We start from the raw sequence: 18,923 nt of genomic DNA, 5'->3' as shown, positions 1-18,923 counted from the left end.
GTCGCGGGGCGGAACGGCGGTCGCGCACCCGGGCGAGGACGCGGATGACCGAGGACGTGTTCACGGGCGTCGCGGAGTCTGGGGAGGGGGAGGATCCGCTGGCCCCCGGGCACGTGGCGCCCCTGGTCGGGTGCCTGGCCTCACCTGCGGCAGGGCACGTGAACGGTCAGTCGCTGGTGGTGCACGGGGGGCTGGTGGCGGGCCACGTTCTCAGGCGCCGCCCCCAGGTACCGCGCCGACCTCCCGCCCCCAGGTACCGCGCCGACCTCCCGCCCCCAGGTACCGCGCCGACCTCCCGCCCCCACGTACCGCGCCGAGCTCCCGTCCCCGGATACCGCGCCTACGTCCCGCCCGCCGCTCCCGCCCCGGGTACGGGGACCACCACAGGCACCGTCATCCGCACCATCGCGGGAGCCGCCGCGTGCGCCGAGACGGGAACGGACAGCGGCGGGACGCCCGACGGCACCGATGGTGTCGCGGCCGGGCCGGCAGGTGGAACGGGGGCTGCCGTCCTCATCGGGGGACGCGCGGGGGAGGCAGCCGGCGTCGCGGCCTCCGGCCCGGGACGCGTCGCGCGGGGCCCGATGCGGTGCAGCCGTCCGGTCAGCGACGTCCTGTGCAGCGGGGCCTGTTGGAGGGGAACCGGCTTCCGGGGGAGGGAGCCGTCCGGGCCGACGGGGTCCGGGCCGACGGAATCCCCGCCGGCGGGTGCGGTCGGCCCGGCGGGTGCGGTGCCGCCGGGTGCGGTGCCGCTGTCCCGGGCGGCGGGCGGGGCAGGTCTGCCGCCGTCCAGGGCCGGTACGCCGGCATCCGGGACCGCGTCGCTGCGAGGCCCCCCGTCAGCGACCCGTTCCGGCGCGGCGCCGTCCCCGGCGGCCGGCTCGCCGTCCGCCGGTACGCACACCTCCGCGACCCCGCACGGCACCTCCCGCGTCGCGAACGGCAGCCGCAGTACACCCTCCCGGGTCCACAGACCGGTGCCCGGCAACCAACCCTCCGGCGCCGCGAGTTGGTGCAGGCGGCGGTCCGAGGGGCGCCACACGCCGACCCAGCTGCCGTGCGCCGGACCTCCGGCTGTGGGCGCCCGGTCGATCCGTACCGCCACCGCGCACGACTCCGGCGTCAGCACCTGGCCGGGCTGGGCCGCGAACGGGGTGAGCGTGCAGTCGCCCACGCGCAGCGAGTCCGGGAAGCGGACCGGGCGGGTGCTGCCGAGCACACCCCAGCCGAGCCGGTCCTCGCCCGGCGCGTCCGAGCGGATGAGGAGGAGACCGCTGTCGGGGTCGGCGAGGAGCAGACGGTCGTCGCTCCGTTCGGCGATCTGCAGGAGAGGGGTGACCTCACCGCCGCGTTCCAGGTCGACAGCCACGGACTTGACCACGTCGCCGTCCGGCGAGGCACGGTCCAGGGCCAGCATCCGCCCTGTCCGGTCCAGCCACACCCCGCCCGCGCAGCGCCCCGGCACCTCCGCCACGTGCTCGGGGCCGAACGCGCCGCCCGCCACCAGCCAGAGCGCCGTCGTGTGCGGGCCGACGGCGAGCGCGTACGCGCGGCTGCCGCCCGGGGCCGGGGGGAGGAGGGTCAGAGTGCCCCGCTCCGGACCGAACTCGATCGAACCCAGCGGTAGTTGGCCCGTGGCAGGACCCGTCGGGTAGAGCAGGGAGAAGAGGTGCCGGCCCGCCGCCTGCCGGTGGATCAGCACCCGCCCGTCGGCCAGCGGCAGCACCTCCGTGCCGGGCTCCTCGGGCTGGTCGGCGGGGAGCGGCACCGCGTACGGCTCCGGGCCGTCCAGCGTCCATCGCTCCGGGAACCGGGCCTCTCCCTCCCCGGCGAGCCTCGCGGCGTACGAACCGTCCGCGGCGATCGTGAACCCGGGGCGCCGCACCGCACCGCCCTCCGGGGCGGTCTCGATGGCACAGGCTGTCATGTGAACCGTCACCTCCGCCCGCGACGCTAGTTTTCCGCTTTCCCGCCGGACAACGCGAGTCACGCCACTTCACACATAAGGGTGGCCGTCCGGCCGTTCCAGCGAAAAGGGGGAGGAGGTTGTGCTGGGACGAGGGAGCGGTGGAGGGACGTAAGGTAAGGGTCGCCTCACTTCGTTCGGCTCCCCGGCGTACGCATCACCGCTCCGTGCGCAGACCCGCTCCCCGTGCGGGACAGCCGACGAACGACCCCCGAACGCAGTCCGGAAGCGAGTCCCCCCATGTCCTCCATACGCCGACGCGGTACCGCCGCGGTCGCCCTGGCCCTCACCGCCGCGCTCGCCCTGTCCGCCTGCGGAGGCGGCGACGGGGACGGGGACGGAGGCGGCGACGGTGCGGGCGAGAGGAAGGCCGACGGCGGAAAGTCCGTCGCGCAGGGCGGCAAGGACTTCGGGGACGCCCGGAAGAAGACCGCTGCCTTCGGAACCGACGCCAAGGCAGGCGGGTTCCCGCGCACCCTCACCCACGCCATGGGCACCACCGAGCTCAAGGCCGCCCCCCGGCGCGTGGTCGTCCTGGACGTCGGCGAGCTGGACAACGTGGTGTCGCTCGGTATGCAGCCCGTCGGCTACGCCCCGGCGGAGGGCTCGCAGGCGCTGCCCGAGTACCTGAAGAAGAGGGGCGCCGGGAGCCCGAAGAGCGTCGGCACGATCAACAGCCTCAACCTCGAAGCGATCGACGCCCTCAAGCCGGACCTCATCCTGGGCAGCCAACTGCGCGCCGAGAAGCAGTACAAGCTGCTCTCCCGGATCGCCCCGACCGTCTTCTCCGTCCGTCCCGGCTTCACCTGGAAGGAGAACTTCCGGCTGAACGCCGCCGCCCTCGACAAGACCGCCGAGGCCGACGCCCAGCTCGCCTCGTACGAGAAGAAGGCCAGGAAGCTCGGCGAGGACGTCGCCGCCGCACACGACGGCAAGAAGCCGACCGTCACCATGCTGCGGTACCTGCCGGGGAAGATCCGGCTGTACGCGAAGGCCTCGTTCATCGGCACGATCCTCGACGACGCCGGAGTGCCCCGCCCCCGCAACCAGCAGGCGGACGACCTCGCCGTCGAGGTCAGCCCGGAGAAGATCGACGAGGCCGCGGCCGACTGGATCTTCACCGGTGTCTACGGCGACGCCAAGGCCACCAAGCGCGACAAGGCCGAGGCCAACCCGCTGTGGAACAGGCTGGACGCCGTGAAGTCCGGCCGCGCCAAGGACGTCCCGGACGAGACCTGGTACCTCGGCCTGGGCGCCGCCGCCGCCGACGAGGTCCTCGGCGACCTCCGCGGCTTCCTCGTCAAGTAGTCGCCGGCCTGCCGCGCCCGTACCACCGGGCGGGAGCGGCAGGCCGCGGGGGCACGGACGGCAGGTAGCCTTGCCCCCGTGCCCCGTCTGTCTGAAGTCATCGCCGCCCTCGACGCCCTCTGGCCCCCCGAGCGGGCCGAGAGCTGGGACGCGGTCGGTACGGTCTGTGGCGATCCGGACACCGCGGTGCAGCGGGTCCTGTTCGCCGTCGACCCCGTGCAGGAGATCGCCGACGAGGCGGTGAAGCTGGGCGCCGACCTGGTCGTCACCCACCACCCGCTCTATCTGCGCGGGACGACCACCGTCGCGGCCGGCCACTTCAAGGGCCGCGTCGTGCACACGCTGATCAAGAACGACGTCGCGCTGCACGTCGCGCACACCAACGCCGACACCGCCGACCCCGGCGTCTCCGACGCCCTCGCCCTCGCGCTCGACCTCCGTGTCACCGGCCCCCTCGTACCGGATCCCGGCGATCCGCACGGGCGGCGCGGCCTCGGCCGGATCTGTGAGCTGGACGTGCCGGAGACGGTGCGCGAGTTCGCCGCGCGGGCCGCGAAAAGGCTGCCCGCCACCGCGCAGGGCATCCGTTTCGCCGGTGACCCGGACGCTCCCGTCCGCACCGTCGCCGTCAGCGGCGGGTCGGGCGACGGCCTCTTCGAGCAGGTCAGGGCGGCCGGAGTGGACGCCTTCCTGACCGCTGACCTGCGGCACCACCCGGTCTCCGAGGCCCGCGAGCACGCGCGGCTGCCCGCGCTGGTCGACGCCGCGCACTGGGCCACCGAGTGGCCCTGGTGCGAACAGGCCGCCGCCCAGCTCGACCGGATCTCCGACCGCGAGGGGTGGAACCTTCGGGTCCACGTCTCGAAGACGGTCACCGACCCCTGGACATCACACCTCTCCGCCCCCTTCTCTTCTCCTGGAGCCCCCAACTGAACGCCGCGCCCGCCGACCAGATCCGACTTCTCGACGTCCAGGCCCTCGACGTACGGCTGTCCCAGCTCGCCCACAAGCACCGGTCGCTGCCGGAGCACGCCGAGATCGAGTCGCTCACCAAGGACCTCAGCCAGCTGCGGGACCTCCTCGTCGCCGCACAGACCGAGGAGAGCGACACCGCCCGCGAGCAGACCAAGGCCGAGCAGGACGTCGACCAGGTCCGCCAGCGCGCCGCCCGCGACCAGCAGCGGCTGGACTCGGGGGCCGTTTCCTCCCCGAAGGACCTGGAGAACATCCAGAAGGAGATCGTCTCGCTGGCCAGGCGCCAGGGCGACCTGGAGGACGTCGTCCTGGAGGTCATGGAGCGCCGTGAGTCCGCGCAGGAGCGCGCCGCCGAGCTGACGGCCCGGGTCTCCGCCGTGCAGGCCAAGGTCGACGACGCCACCGCGCGCCGCGACGCCGCCACCGGCGAGCTGGACGCGGAGATCGAGAAGGCCACCAAGGAGCGCGAGCTGGTCGTGGCCTCCGTCCCCGCGGACCTGGTCAAGCTGTACGAGAAGCTGCGCACCCAGTCGGGCGGGGTGGGCGCCGCCCGCCTCTACCAGCGGCGCTGCGAGGGCTGCCAGCTGGAGCTGAACATCACCGAGGTCATGGAGGTCCGCGCGGCCGCCCCCGACGCGGTGCTGCGCTGCGAGAACTGCCGCCGGATCCTGGTCCGCACGTCGGATTCGGGGCTGTAGAACCGATGGCGCGCTCCGTGGTGGTGGAGGCGGACGGCGGGTCCCGGGGCAACCCGGGGCCCGCCGGTTACGGCGCGGTCGTCCTCGACCCGCAGACGGGCGAGACGCTCGCCGAGGCGGCCGAGTACATCGGTGTCGCCACGAACAACGTCGCCGAGTACAAGGGCCTGATCGCCGGGCTGAAGGCCGCCCGCGACCTCTTCCCCGACGTGCTCGTCCACGTGCGGATGGACTCCAAGCTCGTCGTCGAGCAGATGTCGGGACGCTGGAAGATCAAGCACCCCGACATGAAGCCGCTGGCCGCCGAGGCCGCGGCCGTGCTGCCGCGCTCGCAGGTCCGTTACGAGTGGATCCCGCGCGAGAAGAACAAGCACGCGGACCGGCTCGCGAACGAGGCGATGGACGCGGGCAAGAAGGGCAAGCAGTGGGAGCCCTCGGGTTCGGCCGCGGCCCTGGACAGGCGGGTCGCTCCCCTCTCCGCGGGCGCTTCGGTGGCCGAACCGCCCCGGGTGATCGGTGACGCCACCGCCGGAGCGGCCAGAGCGCGAGCGGCGATGGCCGGGGCCCGGGGCGGGTCCGCCGGTGCCTCCGCCGTCCCCGACGAGGGACTGTTCGCGCTCGACGAGGAGCCGCAGGAGCCTGCGGAGTCCGACGCCCCGGCCGTCGGCTGGGGGCCGTCCGCCGACCTCGGGCGGCCCGCCACCCTCGTGCTGCTCCGGCACGGCGAGACCCTCCTCACCCCCGAGAAGCGCTTCTCGGGAAGCGGCGGCTCCGACCCGGAGCTGTCCGCCGTCGGCCGCAAGCAGGCCGAGGCGGTGGCCGCCTCGCTCGCCGCGCGCGACACCATCCAGGCGGTCGTCAGCTCCCCGCTGACCCGCTGCCGCCAGACGGCGGACGCCGTGGCGTCCCGGCTGGGCCTGCCCGTACGGGTCGAAGAGGGCCTGCGGGAAACGGACTTCGGGGCCTGGGAAGGGCTGACGTTCGCCGAGGTGCGTGCCCGGTACGCCGACGACCTCGACGACTGGCTCGCCTCACCGGACGCGGCCCCCACCGGCGGCGGTGAGAGCTTCGCGGAGGTCGCGAAGCGGGTCGAGGCGGCACGCGGCCGGCTCACCGGGCAGTACGCGGGCAGGACCGTCCTGGTCGTCACCCACGTCACCCCGGTGAAGACCCTGGTGCGGCTGGCACTCGGGGCCCCACCGCAGTCCCTGTTCCGGATGGAGCTGTCGGCCGCGTCGCTGTCGGAGGTGGCCTACTACGCCGACGGCAACGCGTCGGTGCGACTGCTGAACGACACCTCGCACCTGCGCTGAGCGGCACCTGCCGTACGTACGACCGCAAGGCCCGGCCCGCACTCCACGAGTGCGGGCCGGGCCTTGCGCGTACCGCTACCGCAGGGCTGCCGCCTCGCGGGCGAGCGCTTCCACGCGCGCCCAGTCCCCGGCCTCGATCGCGTCCTGCGGGAGCATCCACGTGCCGCCCACGCACCCGACGTTGGGGAGCGCGAGGTAGGCCGGGGCGGAGGCGGGGGTGATGCCGCCCGTCGGGCAGAAACGGGCCCGGGGGAGCGGGCCGGACAGCGACCTGAGGTACGCGGTGCCACCGGCGGCCTCGGCGGGGAAGAACTTCATGTCGGTGACGCCGCGTTCGAGGAGGGCGACGGCCTCGGAGGCGGTGGAGACGCCCGGGAGGAAGGGGAGGCCGGATCCCTGCATGGCACGCAGGAGCGTGTCCGTCCAGCCGGGGCTGACGAGGAACCGCGCCCCGGCCTGCGCGGCGGCCTCGACGAGGGCGGGGGACGTGACGGTCCCCGCGCCGACGGTGGCTTCCGGTACGTGGGCGGCGATCGCCCCGATCGCGTCCAGGGCGGCCTCGGTGCGCAGGGTGATCTCGATCCCGGGCAGCCCTCCCGCCACGAGGGCCCGGGCGAGGGGCACCGCGTCGGCGGGGTCGTCCAGGACGACTACGGGCAGGACGGGGGCCAGGTCGAGGAGGGAAGGGGATGCCATGGGGGCATCCTGCCGGGGGAACGTGAAGCGTGCAACGACCGTTGCGTGCTGTGCAATGCCCTGGTTTCGTTCCCCGCGCGGCGGCACCGCCCCGAGAGAAGACTCCGCTTCCCCGGCGGCTGCTTCGCTGCCCGCGTCCGGCTACGCCGCGATCAGCAGCGCCTCCGCGCCGACGGCCCGGTACCCCGCCGCCTGGAAGGCGCGCACGCTCCGGGCGTTCCCGGGGGCCTGCTGCGACCAGACGACCTCCCCGGCGGGGATCAGGTGCCGCGCCGACTCCGCCAGGGCGCGCCCCAGCCCCCGGTGCCTGGACTCCTCGTCCACCTCGATGGCCGTCTCCCAGCGGCCCGCCAGTCCCCGGCCGATGACCAGCACGCCGCCGCCCTCGGACCTCCAGACCCGCACGTCGTCCCGGTACTTCCGCGCCCGGGCGACCCTCGGGTGGTCCGGGTCCACGAGAGGCGTCAGTTCCAGCGGCGGCGGGCCGTCCAGTGCCGGGGCCAGGGTGAGGGAGCCGACCGTGTCCATGCGGCGGCCCGTGCGCGCCATCAGCGAGGCCAGGAACACCGGGTGCAGAGAGGCCGAGAAGGGATCCGGGCAGGCCTTCTCCAAGGTCTCCCGTATCCACTCCGGGTCCTGGTCGGAAAAGATCACCGAGTGCGCCGTGAAGGCGAGCACCCCCGCGTCGCGGGGGCTCGGCTGGGGCACGACGACGGTTCGGCCGTCGGGCGCCGGGTACTGCCCCTGCGCCACGGAGGTCAAAATGTCGCGCAATGAGCTGGGCACGCGGTTCCTTTACGAGTGGTCGGAGAGGGATGGTCCGGAAAAGCAACCTTTCTACTCTACGCGCATCGACCCGGTGCCCGCGCCGGGGACGCCCTCCGCAAGGACCCGCGGACCCGTCGCTCGGCGGATCAGTGGATCTCCCGCACCACCACGTCCAGCGCCCACGGCTTCCCGGCCGCCGAGGGCTCCGTCGCCTCCACCACGTGCCCCAGGTCCCGCAGCGCCACCACCAGTTCGGCGGGGTCGGCGGGCGCCGCGCCCGCCGCCAGCAGGTCCCGTACGATCCGGCCCTTCGTCGCCTTGTTGAAGTGGCTGACCACCGAGCGCTTCTCGACACCGTCCACGACCTGGGCGTGCAGCACCCGCACCGTCGCCGTCCGTCCCGCGACCTCGCCCCTGGGCTTCCACGCCGACGCGTAGGCGGCCGACCGCAGGTCCAGTACCAGGCCGTCCCCGGCCGCTTCCGGCATGACGCGGGCCATCGCGGGCCGCCAGTACGCGCCGAGCGCGCCGAGCGCGGGCAGCTTCACACCCATCGAGCAGCGGTAGGAGGGAATGCGGTCGGCGACCCCGACCGCCCCCCAGAGACCGGAGAACACCAGCAGCCACTGGCGGGCGCGCCTGCGCGCCGCCGCGTCGAGGGAGGCGAGGTCCAGGGCGTCGTACAGGACACCGGTATAGACCTCCCCGGCCGGCCGGGTCCCGGCGGACAGCAGGTCCGCGTTCTTGGCGACCTCACCGCGCAGCCCCTCGCTCAGCCCGAGGACGGCACGGGCCTTCTCCTCGTCCGCCCGGCACAGCTCCACCAGCTCGTCCAGCACGGCCGCCCGCGCCGGTGCCAGGCCCGGGAGCGAGAGCGACTCCGGCTTCAGCGGGGCGCCGCGCCCCGCGGCGGCCTTACCTTCGGACGGCGGCAACAGCACGAGCACCGGGGAACTCCTTCGTACGTACGGGACGCATCCGAGATGCGGCGGAACCAGGCAACGGTAGTCCGTCACGCGGCGGTACCGGACCGGAGCCTTCCGCCCGGAGCGCGCGCCCGTCCGCCGTTTTCCGTCCGTACGCCGTGCCGCTTCGCCCGTACCGTCCTAAGCTCGACCCATGCCCCGCCGCCATATCCATGTGACCGGCGCCGCCGAGGCCGCCCCCCTGCGGGCGGCCCTGCGCGAGCTGCGGACGACGCTGGACCTGCCCGCCGACCCGGCCGGCCCCGACGCCTTCCCGCCCGAGGTGCTGGCCGAGGCCGAGCGGGCGGCCAAGAACCCCCGGCCGCCGTCCGACCCGTACCACCTGGCCGAACCGTACGACGCCACGGACCTCCCGCTGTTCACCGTCGACCCGCCCTCCTCCACCGACCTCGACCAGGCCATGCACCTTTCGCGGCGGGAGGGCGGCGGCTTCCGGGTGCACTACGCGATCGCGGACGTGGCGGCCTTCGTCGCACCCGGCGGGGCGCTCGACGCCGAGGCGCACCGCCGCGTGACCACCCTCTACTTCCCGGACGAGAAGGTTCCGCTGCACCCGCGGTCGCTGTCGGAGGGAGCCGCGAGCCTCCTGCCCGACCAGACCCGCCCCGCCCTGCTGTGGCGGATCGACCTGGACGAGGACGGGACCGCCGTCGCCACGGACGTACGCCGGGCCCTCGTCCGAAGCCGCGCCAAACTCCACTACGCGGGCGTACAGAGGGACATCGACGCGGGCACGGCGGAGGAGCCCCTCGCGCTCCTCAAGGACATCGGACTGCTGCGGCAGGAGCGGGAACGGGCCCGCGGCGGCATCTCCCTCAACGTCCCCGAGCAGGAGATCGAGGCGCACGACGGCGCGTACCGTCTCGCGTACCGCGCCCCGCTGCCCGCCGAGGGCTGGAACGCCCAGATCTCCCTGCTCACCGGCATGGCGGCCGCCGACCTCATGACCGCCTCCGGCACCGGCGTCCTGCGCACCCTCCCCGTCGCACCGGACGGCGCGGTCGCCCGGCTGCGGCGCACCGCACAGGCCCTGCGCATCGACTGGCCGCACCACACCTCGTACGCGGAGATCGTCCGCGCCCTCCACCCGGCCGACCCCGCCCACGCGGCCTTCCTCCAGGAGTGCACGACCCTGCTGCGGGGCGCCGGCTACACGGTATTCACCGACGACGAGGTCCCCGACCCCTTCGTGCACGCCGCGGTGGCCGCCCCGTACACGCACTGCACCGCGCCCCTGCGCCGTCTCGTCGACAGGTACGCGGGCGAGCTGTGCGTGGCGGCGGTCGCGGAGGCCGAGCCCCCGGAATGGGTCATGGAAGCGCTCCCCGGGCTCCCCCGGGAGATGGCCGAGGGCACCCGACGCCAGAACACCGTCGAGCGCGAGTGCGTCGACATCCTCGAAGCGGCCCTCCTGAAGGACCGCGTCGGCGAACTCTTCGACGCCCGTGTCGTCGACGTCAAGGACCGCGAACCGACGGTCGGCACCGTCCAGTTGGACAGTGCCGGCCTCGCCGTCATCGCCCGCGTCGAGGGCGGCGGCAACCTGCCCCTCGGCGAACGCATCCGGGTCAGGCTGACGCAGGCGGACCCGGGGACGGCGAAGGTTCTGTTCGCGCCCGCGTGACGCCGGGGCCGGATGCGCCGCGCGTCCGCGGGGCCGCGGCCACCAGCGCCCGCGCGTCGTCCGCGTGGAAGCGCACCGTCGTCACCGGCCGCCGCGCACCCAGCAGCGACACGTGTTCGACCGGCTCCTGCAGCTCCACCGTCACGGACGTCTGCGAGGCCGCCGCCAGCTCCAGCACGCCGTCCTCCTCCGCCCCGGGATTCAGCCGCAGTTCGTACCGCACGGAGGCGATGCGCGCCGCCGGAAGCAACAGGTCGACATGGGCCCCCGACCGCACCCGCAGGCTCCCGTCGGCCCCTACGACGTGGGGCCGGGTCACGGCGGCGGCGTGCAGCCCCACGATCAGCACCACCGTGTACACGTCGAGCACCAGGAAGACGGCCTGCACCAGCGGCACCCCGGCCAGCAGGATGTGCAGCACGGCAGTCTCCACCACGCACACGAACGCGAAGGTGCCCAGCAGCGCCGCCTGGGCCTTCGCGTGCCCGAACGCGAGGTCCCCGGCCCCGACCCCGTGCGGTCGCCGCACCGCCCACCGCCCGATCGATGCCAGCACCCGCACCTCGTGCCCCACCAGCCGCCGGGGCTTCTCCGGCACCAGCGCGGCCACGGCCTCCCGCGTCGTCAGCCCCCGCCTCCGCAACGACACGAAGACGGCCAGCTCGGCCAGCACGACCGCCACCACCAGCGCCTCGACCCCGGCGAGAACCGCACCCGGCAGCCGGACCCCGCTCAACAGGCAGACCAGCAGCACCAGCTCACCGGGAAACGCCACGTACGCGACACCTCTGAGAATCTTCGTCACGTCGGTCCGCCGCCCTCTTCCCCCGCCGCGTCCGGCCCGAACGCGAGGCGCATCGCCTGCCGCAGGACCTCCGCCTGAGCCGGCGCGAAATGAGCGTAGAACGCCCGCACGAACGGCGCGTCCTCGTCCGGAGCCCCCGCCCCGTCGCCCCACATCCCGTCCGGGATGCACGAGGCCAGCACCCGCGCCGCCTCCGCCACCCGGGGATCGTCCGCCGCCGCGTCCGCCAGCGCGTCGAGCCGCGCGTACACCTCCTGGGCCCGTTCCTCCGCACCCGGCACCGTGGCAGCCTCACGCAGCGACCGCACCAGCTGTGCCTGTACGTCGTCCGTGACGTGGGTGTCGATCAGCGCGAGCACCTCGCGGTCCTTGGCGGCGGCGTCCCCGCCCGTCGGTAGCGCCCGCAGCAGCTCGGCCAGCTCCTCCGACACGGGGCACTCGGGCGACAGCCCTCCGTCCCGCGCCTGCTCCAGCAGCCCTCCGATCCGCTCCCGCCGGCCCCGGATCTCCGCCTCCTGCCTGGCCAGGTCCTCGTCCAGTTCTCCGAGCACCTCGGCCAGTTCGCGCCCCGCGTCGTCGCGCAGCACGTCCCGCACCTCTTCGAGGCCCAGGCCCAGCTCGGTCAGCCGCCGGATCCGGGCGAGTACGACGGCGTCCCGCAGCCCGTACTGCCGGTAGCCGTTCGTCCGCCGTTCGGGTTCGGGCAGCAGCCCGACGTGGTGGTAATGCCGTACCGCACGCGTGGTGACACCGACGAGCGCGGCGATCTCTCCGATCCGCATGGCCCCAGTAGAAACGTTGACGCCGCGACAAGGTCAAGCGCTGCCCGACGGCCCGGTAGCATGACCCGTACGGCAGACGAGCCGGGCGGACGGCCGCGTGGGGACCCCCTGGGGGGGCCTCCCGAGGAACGTCCGGGCTCCACAGAGCAGGGTGGTGGCTAACGGCCACCCGGGGTGACTCGCGGGACAGTGCCACAGAAAACAAACCGCCTGGGGCCGCAAGGCCCCCGGTAAGGGTGAAACGGTGGTGTAAGAGACCACCAGCGTCCGAGGTGACTCGGACGGCTAGGTAAACCCCACCCGGAGCAAGGTCAAGAGGGACCGTCGCGAGACGGTCCTGCGTGAACGTCCGAGGGCTGCTCGCCCGAGTTCACGGGTAGACCGCACGAGGCCGGCGGCAACGCCGGTCCTAGATGGATGGCCGTCTCCCCGGCCGCCGCGAGGCGACCGGGCGACAGAACCCGGCGTACAGCCCGACTCGTCTGCCTGCTCGCCCCCTGACCAGGGGCTTTTCTCGTCTGGGCATCTTCTGCCAGCACAGTGGGCAAGCAGCCGCTGACCGCGAACAACCCGCGGCCGGCCGGGATCACCATGGCCGCGCGACCGGAAGATCCGCCGCACCAGCCAGGATTCCACGGATTCCACCTCTCGGGCACTTTCGAGCGGCGTCGCTGATGCCGGCTTATCCGAGCGTGCCCATGTCATCAGAAGGCCCCCGCTCATGGGTCACTCATCAGCGGGGGCCATTCGCTGCTCCGTAAAGCAGGGAACACCACGGACAACGAACGGCAACCGAAACGGTCACGGGCCTTCGGGTGGAAACTCGCCGTCACACGCTTTCGCCTGGTCCGCTCCGCGCATCCGCCACTACGTCAGCGGATTCCGCGTGCAACCCCGGACGTTTCCTGCACGGCGGGAATCGCATCCTGAGATGAGCGGCGCGGTGTCGTGACCGACGGAGCCGTGGGGGTCCGGCGCAGAGCGCCGGAAAAGTGGGATCAATGGCCCAGCGGCCCCCGGAGAGCGCAGCCACCTCCTTCAAGGTTTTGCCCCGGCCCATGACCAGAACCCGAACCGTTTCGGTGCAACGGCGTGCGGCGCCCGGTCGGCGCGAAGCAACTGTGGTGACTGTTCGGTTGGTTGAACATTGGCAAATGCTGCGGCCAAATGACGCAATGTGCACTCCCGAAGGTGTGGGCCTGCACGTCTCCTGCTTCGTTTCCTCCGCGGACCGGCAAGAATCACCGCGAATGCTTCCCCGCACCGGGGAGGCACGGAAATTCGACCAGAGGGTGAAGATGATCAAGAAGGCTCTTACCTGCGCCGCCATTGTCGTTGCGGCCTTTGCTGCCGGCACGAGCTCCGCCGCCGCCGACGGCTGCGACATGAACAACAACGAGCACGTGTACGGCGCCATGTGGGGCGGCGGCAACTTTGACGTCCTCAAGACCTCCAGCAACACCGGCATCTTCAGTGGGGGCGGTCACCACGGCGCCTTTTGCGGCACCCACCGCTAAGTAACCGAGGGTCTCGTCGGCTCTTCACGGAGTGATTGAAAAATCATCCGTGAAGAGCCGATTCTTTTTGCGTCAGGGAACAGTGACGGATCTCTACTCCCCGATGGTGGAACTGTGACGTTCGAGCGGGCGAACACATGGTGACGCGATGAGTCAAAAGAAAAAGCCCGGGGTCGCTGTGAAGGACAGCGACCCCGGGCTTCAAGGTCATCTACCGCTGTACTGCCTGGCGTTAGTTGATGACGGCGCCGAGGATGGGCAGCGCGGGGGCAGCGGAGTCGTCCTTGACCTTCGAGTTCTGGCGGATCTCGTTGCACTGGAAGGCGCGGGCCTCGTCCAGCACCTCGATGGTGAGGACGTCGATGTCCTGGATGGTCGGGCAGACGTCGCGGATGATCTCGATGTTCTGCGAGTAGTGACCGTGGACCTCTTCGTCGGCCATGGCCGGCGTGACGGCCATGCCGGTCGCGGTCAGCGTGAGCATCGAGCCGGCGAGGATCTTCTTGGCGTTCATGGTTCTTGTGCCTTCCTGGCGTCCGTATAGCTGTCGAGCCATTAGTAAGCGTCGACAGTCGTTCTAACTGGCTCCTGGGGGTCGAGGTTCCGACACCCGGCTCCCATTCACCCTTTTGCAGCAACGCACTGAGTCACCGCATGTCCGGACAGTCGCTATTTCCCCCGCGGTCAATGTGACTGGACATGCCAATGCCGTACGAGAGCATGTAGTTTTCTGTGCGCGAAACACATGAGCCCCGGATCTGGCGGTTGCACCGCAGCCCCGGGGCTCATTTCCCTCTACTACGAGGAAATTTTCATCAAGAGCACCGCGAGGATGCCCAAGTGCAGGTATTACCTGTTGACGACCTGGCCGAGAAGCGGCAGCGCCGGGGCGGCAGAGCTGTCGTGGACCGAGGATCCCTGACGGACCTCGTTGCACTGGAAGGTGCGCGCCTGGTCCAGCACCTCGATCGTGAGGACGTCGATGTCCTGGATGGTCGGGCAGATGTCGCGGATGATCTCGATGTTCTGCGAGTAGTGACCGTGGACCTCTTCGTCGGCCATGGCCGGGGTGACGGCCATGCCGGTCGCGGTCAGAGTCAACATGGAACCAGCGACGATCTTCTTCACACTCATGGTGTGTACCTTCCTAGGCATATGTGGGCATCTCCCAGTGAGTGCGCCAGCACGAGGAACAACGGCCGTACCGTCGGGACGTTTCTCTCCAGGAGGCACGTTCACCCGAGTGCCGTATCAGTACGCCTATTGAACATACTGTGATCACACTTCTGGGCCGCCCAGGAAGGCAATCGGGTGAAAGAGCCTCCGCCCGCACAACCTCTGGTGCTGCTCGCCGGTTGGGTCCGGCGTCAGCACCCAGTCCGGGTGCTTCAACATTCTGGAAGGAGCGCTCAGCAATGAACTCGAAGAACAAGAAGGTGCTGGCAGCGTCGATGCTGACCCTGGCGGCGACCGGTATGGCTGTTACGCCGGCCTCGGCCGACGAGTCGGTCACGGGTGACTACTCGCAGAGCGTCGAGATCATCCGCGACATCTGCCCGACCATCCAGGACATCGACGTCCTCACCATCGAGGTGCTGGACGAGGCCCGTGCCTTCCAGTGCAACGAGATCCGCCAGAACTCGAAGGTCAAGGACGACTCCTCCGCTCCCGCACTTCCGATTCTGGGTGCGGTGCACAACTGAGGTTCTGCGGCCAGCAACTGAGGCACCGCTGAACGCCTCCGCTTCCGCTCCGCCAGATTCGATACCGGATGAGCCAAGCACTGCGCGTATGTCAGCGAAAGTGTGAGGGCGAATAACTCCTGGTGCGACTGGGGCAGACCTGAAGCTGTGGAATCCGTGAGAAAGCCCCGGGACGCGAAGAAATATCTTCGTGTCCCGGGGCACACCCATTTTCGGAGGGCGGGGTCCTGGGGTTTTCGGAGGGCGGGGTCCGGGGGCCGGATCGTTTCCCGCCGATAACGTCTTGACCGGATTCGGGTACCAGGGGCCGCTGAGGACCGGCAGGACCGGGGGGCCGTTGCGACAGCTCGGCCATCCCCTGGTCCGTGTACCCACCGTCCCGTCCACCGCTTGTGCCGGCGGAGCACCGTGCGTTGGGTGCCGCGCAGTCCTTCCGCGTTCACCGTGGCTTCGTCCTACGGGTGCAACCGGATGACAGCCGGAACGGCGCGTCCTGGAGTGGACCGCCGTTCCAGTCACCACTGCGCCTCGTGCGTCAGGTACGTACCCTGCGCACCGGCAGGAGACAACGGACGCTGGACGGCACTGTTCGTTCGTCCGAGACGAAGGCACGCAGTTGCTCCGCGCCGACGTCCTTGCCCTGCACGGCCTCCGGCCACGGGCGCGTCGCGCAGATGAGGAAGGCCTGGCCGCTCTCCTGAGCCGCCTGCTGCCACGCCGAGGAGACCGGGCACTGCACGTGCAGGAAGGGGAGGCTGAGTACCGCTTGGCCCGCCTCCACCAGCAGCGAGATCGAACTTCGAGACGTCCGCGTGAGGTCCTCGACCGCGCCGCCGGTCGAGAGACCGGCCTTCGCCAGTTCGGCCCGCAGCGCTTCCGTGCCTGCTTCCGGCCCGTCACGGCCGTCCCCTCGGGAACACACCAGGAGAAATGGCGTCACGGCGCCGTTTTCGGTCGCGGGCTCGTTGGCCCACGGGATGATGATGAGGGTACCCAGGAGGGAACGCTGCTGTTCTGGCTTCACGGCCGTGGATGAGGTCATGTCCGCGGATGCTAGTGGCGCCCTCATGGGGCTTCGCGGCTCCTTACACCCGTTCAGCCTATTCCTGCGACGGCGATTCCCTCTGCGGGGTGACGGTCCCGGTACCCCGCCGCGCGCGGCCGGGAGCGCCTGCCCCCCGGATGCGGTTCACGGAACGCCCGCGGTGGGAACCTGCCCCCGGGTGGTGCAGGGCCGCTCACTGTGCGGCCCTGCACGCCAGGCAGGGCGTGTCCGCAGGCCGTGTTCGTGGCCATAAGGGCGATGAGAGAAGCGCAGCAGGGCCTCCGGTCCGTGACCACACGGCGTACGGACGCAGTGCACCGGGCCCTCGCCAGAGGACCCGCCCTCCTCGGAGGCCCGACCGCGTGCCCAAGGGTGCGCGGCGGGGGCGCCGAGCAGTTCCACGCGGCCGTCTACCCCACAACCGTCGGCCCGCCCGCCGGGCTTGCGGCGTCCGCCCGGAAGGTCCTGTCTGTGGAAGCTCGACGAGCATGCGTCACCGCAATGCCGCACCTCGGTTTGCCGGCAGCGGCTGCGAAGCCTTCCTGCGCCCCCGCCGGCGACCACCCCGGAGTGTCCCGCAAGGGTGAGGCGGACGGCGGACGTTCCCAGATGCGCGGCTCGTAGGGGCCGCTGGGCCCCGGATGCGTCCGCACACAGTAACTGCGCTGCCTGGCCCGAAGAAGGCCGGGGAGCGCAGTTACTGTTCATACTGCAGGAGGAACTCGAAACCTGTACGTCGTGAATGGCGGTATTCGCGGCGCAGGGGCCGTCGGCTGGTGAATTCCGCCTGACAGGTTCCGCTACGAGATTACCGCGCACCGGCACAGACGTCGACGAAAGTCACCCGTATGCCAGCCGCATCTGCTGTGCGAGAAAGAGGTGTTCGGGTCGACAATCATCGGATCGGCTTTCAGCGGGCACCTGCCGTTGGCCAAAGCGGTTATGGATATTGTCGTCCCAATGCTGCAGTTGGTCTGTCGTCACTGATTGAGCCCTTGCCGCCTTGCGTCGCGGTGTTCCGGTGGCTTGCGGACCTCGGCGGTCTTGGCCCGGGCCCCCGGTCGTGCGGCATGGCGGGAAGGGTTCCGCGGCAGGAGCATGACGCAGGTCCGCACGATTGTCCTCAGCCGGATGGCTCCCACCGCGTCGAAGGTGTTCCACCCTGACCGGCGGTGACTCGAACGGGCGCGCGTCCGGGGGAGTCCACAGACAGCACTCCGCGACTCCCACCGGAACTCGCAGAGACCGGTTCGGAAAGTAGGTGCCTCTGAACGGTCCTCTGCGCGCCCCTGATTGCATCGGGGCCGGGTCAGTACCGGACGAACCCCGACTGCCACCGGCCGCCGTCAGCAGGTGCGACGACCGAACCCGGCCGGCCTGCGGCACGACCCGTCTGCCGCCTCCGTTCCCGCGTACGGGCGAGAGGTCGCGCCAAGGCCCCGACCGGATGGATTCTCCGGTCGGGGCCGTCCTTCGTGGAGCGTCGGCTCAGCCTTCGGCGGAGCGGCGGCGGCGCGTGGCCACCAGCAGGCCCGCACCGCCCGCGAGGGCGAGCGCGGTGGCGCCCGCGGCCCACGGCAGCGCCGAACCGGCGCCGGTCGCGGCGAGGGACGTGTCGTCGGCCGCGGTCGCCCGGCCGTTCGTGTCCGTGCCGGTCACCGGCTTGTCGCCGGCGTCGCCCTTGTCGGCGACGGTGTCGCCCGTGCTGCCGGTGCCGCCGGTGTTTCCGGCGCCGCCCGTGCCCTGGCCGGTGCCCTTGTCGGCGTCCGGCCCGGTCTTGCCGTCTTCGCCCGAACCGGCGCCGGAGCCCGTGCCCTTGTCGGAGCCGGAGCCCTTGTCGGCCTCTTTGGAGGCGTCGGGTACGGGCTTGACCTCGTCCTTGTCCTTGCCGGCGTTGGCCTCGTCCTGCTTGCGGGCCTCGAACCGGCCCTTGTCGAGGAATTCCTGGACGTCCTCGGGGGTGCCCAGGAGCGCCTTCTTGGCGGCTTCCTTCACGGCGGGGCCGCCGGTGCTCGCGATCTGAGTGGCCCGCACCCGGTTGTCGACGATGCGGGCTTCGAACTGGCCCTTGTCGAGGAACTTCTGGACGTCCTCGGGCGTGCCGGAGAGGGCCTTCTGCGCGGCCTCCCGCACCGCCGGGCCGCCGGTGCTCATGATCTGGCCGGTCCGCACCCGGTTGTCGACGATGCGGACCTCGAACTGGCCCTTCTCCAGGAACTCCCGCATGGCGGCCGGGCCAGCGTCGATGGCCTTGCTACCCGCCTCCTTGAGGCCCCGCCCCGCGTCCTTGGCGCCCAACAGGCGCAGGATCTCGACGCGGTCCTCCTCCGCCTGCTGCGCAGACGTCTTCGACCCGGCGTCGGGCGCGGAAACGGCGGGCGTCCCGGTCTCGGCGGCGTGCACCGGAGAGGCCAGCAGCACGGCCGGTGCGATGGCGGCGGACGCGACGAGCGTCGATATGCGCCTGAACTTCATGTGGTTCCCCCACGTACTCAAAATGATCAACAGTCGGCCACATCGTACGAGGAACTTCACATTCCCTTTACGCCGCCCCAAGGCGTTCCTGCCGTCGTTGATGCCGAGGTGCGGAGGACGCGTCGAGTCGGAGGCGAGCGGCGGAACGGAACTCGGCGTCGACTACCGCAACGACGCGTGGGCCTCGACGCGGACCGTATGGAAGTTCGTGGTGGACGGCGGGAAGGTCACACGCTTCGAAACGGGCCAGGCGTAGGGGCTG

18 protein-coding genes, 1 other RNA gene and 1 pseudogene are annotated in these 18,923 nt (G+C 71.5%); 10 read left to right on the top strand and 10 right to left on the bottom strand.

All coding sequences use genetic code 11. The features are described from left to right. Positions 1 to 29 precede the first annotated feature (29 nt). Positions 30 to 230, top strand: a pseudogene (locus HNQ79_RS34920) (short chain dehydrogenase); the annotation flags it as partial. Between the two features lie 110 nt (positions 231 to 340). Here HNQ79_RS34920 and HNQ79_RS01810 read toward each other — a convergent pair. Continuing rightward, the gene (locus HNQ79_RS01810; protein WP_308437315.1) at positions 341 to 1,927 is read right to left on the bottom strand and encodes a hypothetical protein; all 1,587 of its coding nucleotides are present in this window, start codon (positions 1,925 to 1,927) and stop codon (positions 341 to 343) included. 279 nt (positions 1,928 to 2,206) lie between these two features. On the opposite strand from HNQ79_RS01810, the gene HNQ79_RS01805 reads away from it, so the two are divergent. The 4 genes from HNQ79_RS01805 (at position 2,207) to HNQ79_RS01790 (ending at position 6,260) form a co-directional block, all read left to right on the top strand. Continuing rightward, a complete protein-coding gene (locus HNQ79_RS01805) occupies positions 2,207 to 3,274 on the top strand; it encodes an ABC transporter substrate-binding protein (protein ID WP_185026046.1) in 1,068 nt (355 codons plus the stop codon). A gap of 78 nt (positions 3,275 to 3,352) precedes the next feature. Continuing rightward, positions 3,353 to 4,207: a Nif3-like dinuclear metal center hexameric protein gene (locus tag HNQ79_RS01800; RefSeq protein WP_185026044.1), complete on the top strand. Its 855-nt coding sequence runs from the start codon at positions 3,353 to 3,355 to the stop codon at positions 4,205 to 4,207. Then, positions 4,204 to 4,947, top strand: coding sequence for a zinc ribbon domain-containing protein (locus tag HNQ79_RS01795; protein WP_185026561.1), 744 nt, complete (start codon positions 4,204 to 4,206; stop codon positions 4,945 to 4,947). The genes HNQ79_RS01800 and HNQ79_RS01795 overlap by 4 nt, the downstream gene beginning before the upstream one ends. A gap of 5 nt (positions 4,948 to 4,952) precedes the next feature. Beyond that, a complete protein-coding gene (locus tag HNQ79_RS01790; RefSeq protein ID WP_185026041.1) occupies positions 4,953 to 6,260 on the top strand; it encodes a bifunctional RNase H/acid phosphatase in 1,308 nt (435 codons plus the stop codon). A 75-nt stretch (positions 6,261 to 6,335) separates the two neighbouring features. Here the strand turns inward: HNQ79_RS01790 and eda are convergent, their stop codons facing one another. From eda to yaaA, 3 genes are all read right to left on the bottom strand, one after another. Continuing rightward, positions 6,336 to 6,956 carry a bifunctional 4-hydroxy-2-oxoglutarate aldolase/2-dehydro-3-deoxy-phosphogluconate aldolase gene (gene eda / locus HNQ79_RS01785; RefSeq protein ID WP_185026039.1) on the bottom strand — a complete coding sequence of 207 codons (621 nt, stop codon included), beginning with the start codon at positions 6,954 to 6,956 and terminating at the stop codon, positions 6,336 to 6,338. Positions 6,957 to 7,097: 141 nt separating this feature from the next. Further along, positions 7,098 to 7,742, bottom strand: coding sequence for a GNAT family protein (locus HNQ79_RS01780; RefSeq protein WP_185026036.1), 645 nt, complete (start codon positions 7,740 to 7,742; stop codon positions 7,098 to 7,100). Between the two features lie 128 nt (positions 7,743 to 7,870). Next, the gene (gene yaaA / locus HNQ79_RS01775; RefSeq protein WP_185026034.1) at positions 7,871 to 8,671 is read right to left on the bottom strand and encodes a peroxide stress protein YaaA; all 801 of its coding nucleotides are present in this window, start codon (positions 8,669 to 8,671) and stop codon (positions 7,871 to 7,873) included. A 172-nt stretch (positions 8,672 to 8,843) separates the two neighbouring features. Between yaaA and HNQ79_RS01770 the strand changes: the two genes are divergently transcribed. After that, on the top strand, positions 8,844 to 10,334 hold the full coding sequence (locus tag HNQ79_RS01770; protein WP_185026032.1) for an RNB domain-containing ribonuclease: 1,491 nt from the start codon (positions 8,844 to 8,846) through the stop codon (positions 10,332 to 10,334). Here HNQ79_RS01770 and HNQ79_RS01765 read toward each other — a convergent pair. After that, on the bottom strand, positions 10,279 to 11,139 hold the full coding sequence (locus HNQ79_RS01765; RefSeq protein WP_185026030.1) for a hypothetical protein: 861 nt from the start codon (positions 11,137 to 11,139) through the stop codon (positions 10,279 to 10,281). The genes HNQ79_RS01770 and HNQ79_RS01765 overlap by 56 nt on opposite strands. Further along, complete coding sequence (locus HNQ79_RS01760; protein ID WP_185026028.1) at positions 11,136 to 11,921, bottom strand: MerR family transcriptional regulator; 786 nt, start codon at positions 11,919 to 11,921, stop codon at positions 11,136 to 11,138. Before HNQ79_RS01760 ends, HNQ79_RS01765 begins: the two co-directional genes overlap by 4 nt. 77 nt (positions 11,922 to 11,998) lie before the next feature. Between HNQ79_RS01760 and rnpB the strand changes: the two genes are divergently transcribed. After that, an RNA gene (gene rnpB / locus HNQ79_RS01755) (RNase P RNA component class A) lies at positions 11,999 to 12,406 on the top strand. 807 nt (positions 12,407 to 13,213) lie between these two features. Further along, positions 13,214 to 13,438 (top strand): hypothetical protein, encoded by a 225-nt coding sequence (locus tag HNQ79_RS01750; RefSeq protein ID WP_185026026.1) that lies wholly within the window; start codon positions 13,214 to 13,216, stop codon positions 13,436 to 13,438. A gap of 232 nt (positions 13,439 to 13,670) precedes the next feature. Here HNQ79_RS01750 and HNQ79_RS01745 read toward each other — a convergent pair whose 3' ends face one another. Both HNQ79_RS01745 and HNQ79_RS01740 read right to left on the bottom strand, forming a co-directional pair. Continuing rightward, positions 13,671 to 13,952 carry a hypothetical protein gene (locus HNQ79_RS01745; RefSeq protein WP_185026024.1) on the bottom strand — a complete coding sequence of 94 codons (282 nt, stop codon included), beginning with the start codon at positions 13,950 to 13,952 and terminating at the stop codon, positions 13,671 to 13,673. Positions 13,953 to 14,287: 335 nt separating this feature from the next. Further along, positions 14,288 to 14,572 (bottom strand): hypothetical protein, encoded by a 285-nt coding sequence (locus HNQ79_RS01740; protein WP_185026022.1) that lies wholly within the window; start codon positions 14,570 to 14,572, stop codon positions 14,288 to 14,290. A 281-nt stretch (positions 14,573 to 14,853) separates the two neighbouring features. Here HNQ79_RS01740 and HNQ79_RS01735 point away from each other — a divergent pair, with 281 nt between their 5' ends. Continuing rightward, the gene (locus HNQ79_RS01735) at positions 14,854 to 15,141 is read left to right on the top strand and encodes a hypothetical protein (protein ID WP_185026020.1); all 288 of its coding nucleotides are present in this window, start codon (positions 14,854 to 14,856) and stop codon (positions 15,139 to 15,141) included. A 535-nt stretch (positions 15,142 to 15,676) separates the two neighbouring features. Here HNQ79_RS01735 and HNQ79_RS01730 read toward each other — a convergent pair. Then, the gene (locus HNQ79_RS01730; protein WP_221507175.1) at positions 15,677 to 16,183 is read right to left on the bottom strand and encodes a DUF5949 family protein; all 507 of its coding nucleotides are present in this window, start codon (positions 16,181 to 16,183) and stop codon (positions 15,677 to 15,679) included. Between the two features lie 1,491 nt (positions 16,184 to 17,674). Then, positions 17,675 to 18,661 (bottom strand): ALF repeat-containing protein, encoded by a 987-nt coding sequence (locus tag HNQ79_RS01725; protein WP_185026018.1) that lies wholly within the window; start codon positions 18,659 to 18,661, stop codon positions 17,675 to 17,677. Between the two features lie 100 nt (positions 18,662 to 18,761). Between HNQ79_RS01725 and HNQ79_RS33415 the strand changes: the two genes are divergently transcribed. Beyond that, positions 18,762 to 18,917 carry a hypothetical protein gene (locus tag HNQ79_RS33415; protein WP_185026016.1) on the top strand — a complete coding sequence of 52 codons (156 nt, stop codon included), beginning with the start codon at positions 18,762 to 18,764 and terminating at the stop codon, positions 18,915 to 18,917. Positions 18,918 to 18,923 lie beyond the last annotated feature (6 nt).

The organism is Streptomyces candidus, assembly GCF_014207445.1.
GTDB classification, from domain to species: Bacteria; Actinomycetota; Actinomycetes; order Streptomycetales; family Streptomycetaceae; genus Streptomyces; species Streptomyces candidus.
Note: the sequence above shows the minus strand (reverse complement) of the source record. Positions and strands in the feature narration are given on the sequence as shown.

Coding starts and splice junctions, on each gene's coding strand:
- HNQ79_RS01810 (WP_308437315.1), bottom strand. CDS start 1,927: ATGACAGCCTGTGCCATCGAGACCGCCCCGGAGGGCGGTGCGGTGCGG.
- HNQ79_RS01805 (WP_185026046.1), top strand. CDS start 2,207: ATGTCCTCCATACGCCGACGCGGTACCGCCGCGGTCGCCCTGGCCCTC.
- HNQ79_RS01790 (WP_185026041.1), top strand. CDS start 4,953: ATGGCGCGCTCCGTGGTGGTGGAGGCGGACGGCGGGTCCCGGGGCAAC.
- eda (WP_185026039.1), bottom strand. CDS start 6,956: ATGGCATCCCCTTCCCTCCTCGACCTGGCCCCCGTCCTGCCCGTAGTC.
- HNQ79_RS01770 (WP_185026032.1), top strand. CDS start 8,844: ATGCCCCGCCGCCATATCCATGTGACCGGCGCCGCCGAGGCCGCCCCC.
- HNQ79_RS01760 (WP_185026028.1), bottom strand. CDS start 11,921: ATGCGGATCGGAGAGATCGCCGCGCTCGTCGGTGTCACCACGCGTGCG.
- HNQ79_RS01745 (WP_185026024.1), bottom strand. CDS start 13,952: ATGAACGCCAAGAAGATCCTCGCCGGCTCGATGCTCACGCTGACCGCG.
- HNQ79_RS01740 (WP_185026022.1), bottom strand. CDS start 14,572: ATGAGTGTGAAGAAGATCGTCGCTGGTTCCATGTTGACTCTGACCGCG.
- HNQ79_RS01735 (WP_185026020.1), top strand. CDS start 14,854: ATGAACTCGAAGAACAAGAAGGTGCTGGCAGCGTCGATGCTGACCCTG.
- HNQ79_RS01730 (WP_221507175.1), bottom strand. CDS start 16,183: ATGACCTCATCCACGGCCGTGAAGCCAGAACAGCAGCGTTCCCTCCTG.
- HNQ79_RS01725 (WP_185026018.1), bottom strand. CDS start 18,661: ATGAAGTTCAGGCGCATATCGACGCTCGTCGCGTCCGCCGCCATCGCA.
- HNQ79_RS33415 (WP_185026016.1), top strand. CDS start 18,762: ATGCCGAGGTGCGGAGGACGCGTCGAGTCGGAGGCGAGCGGCGGAACG.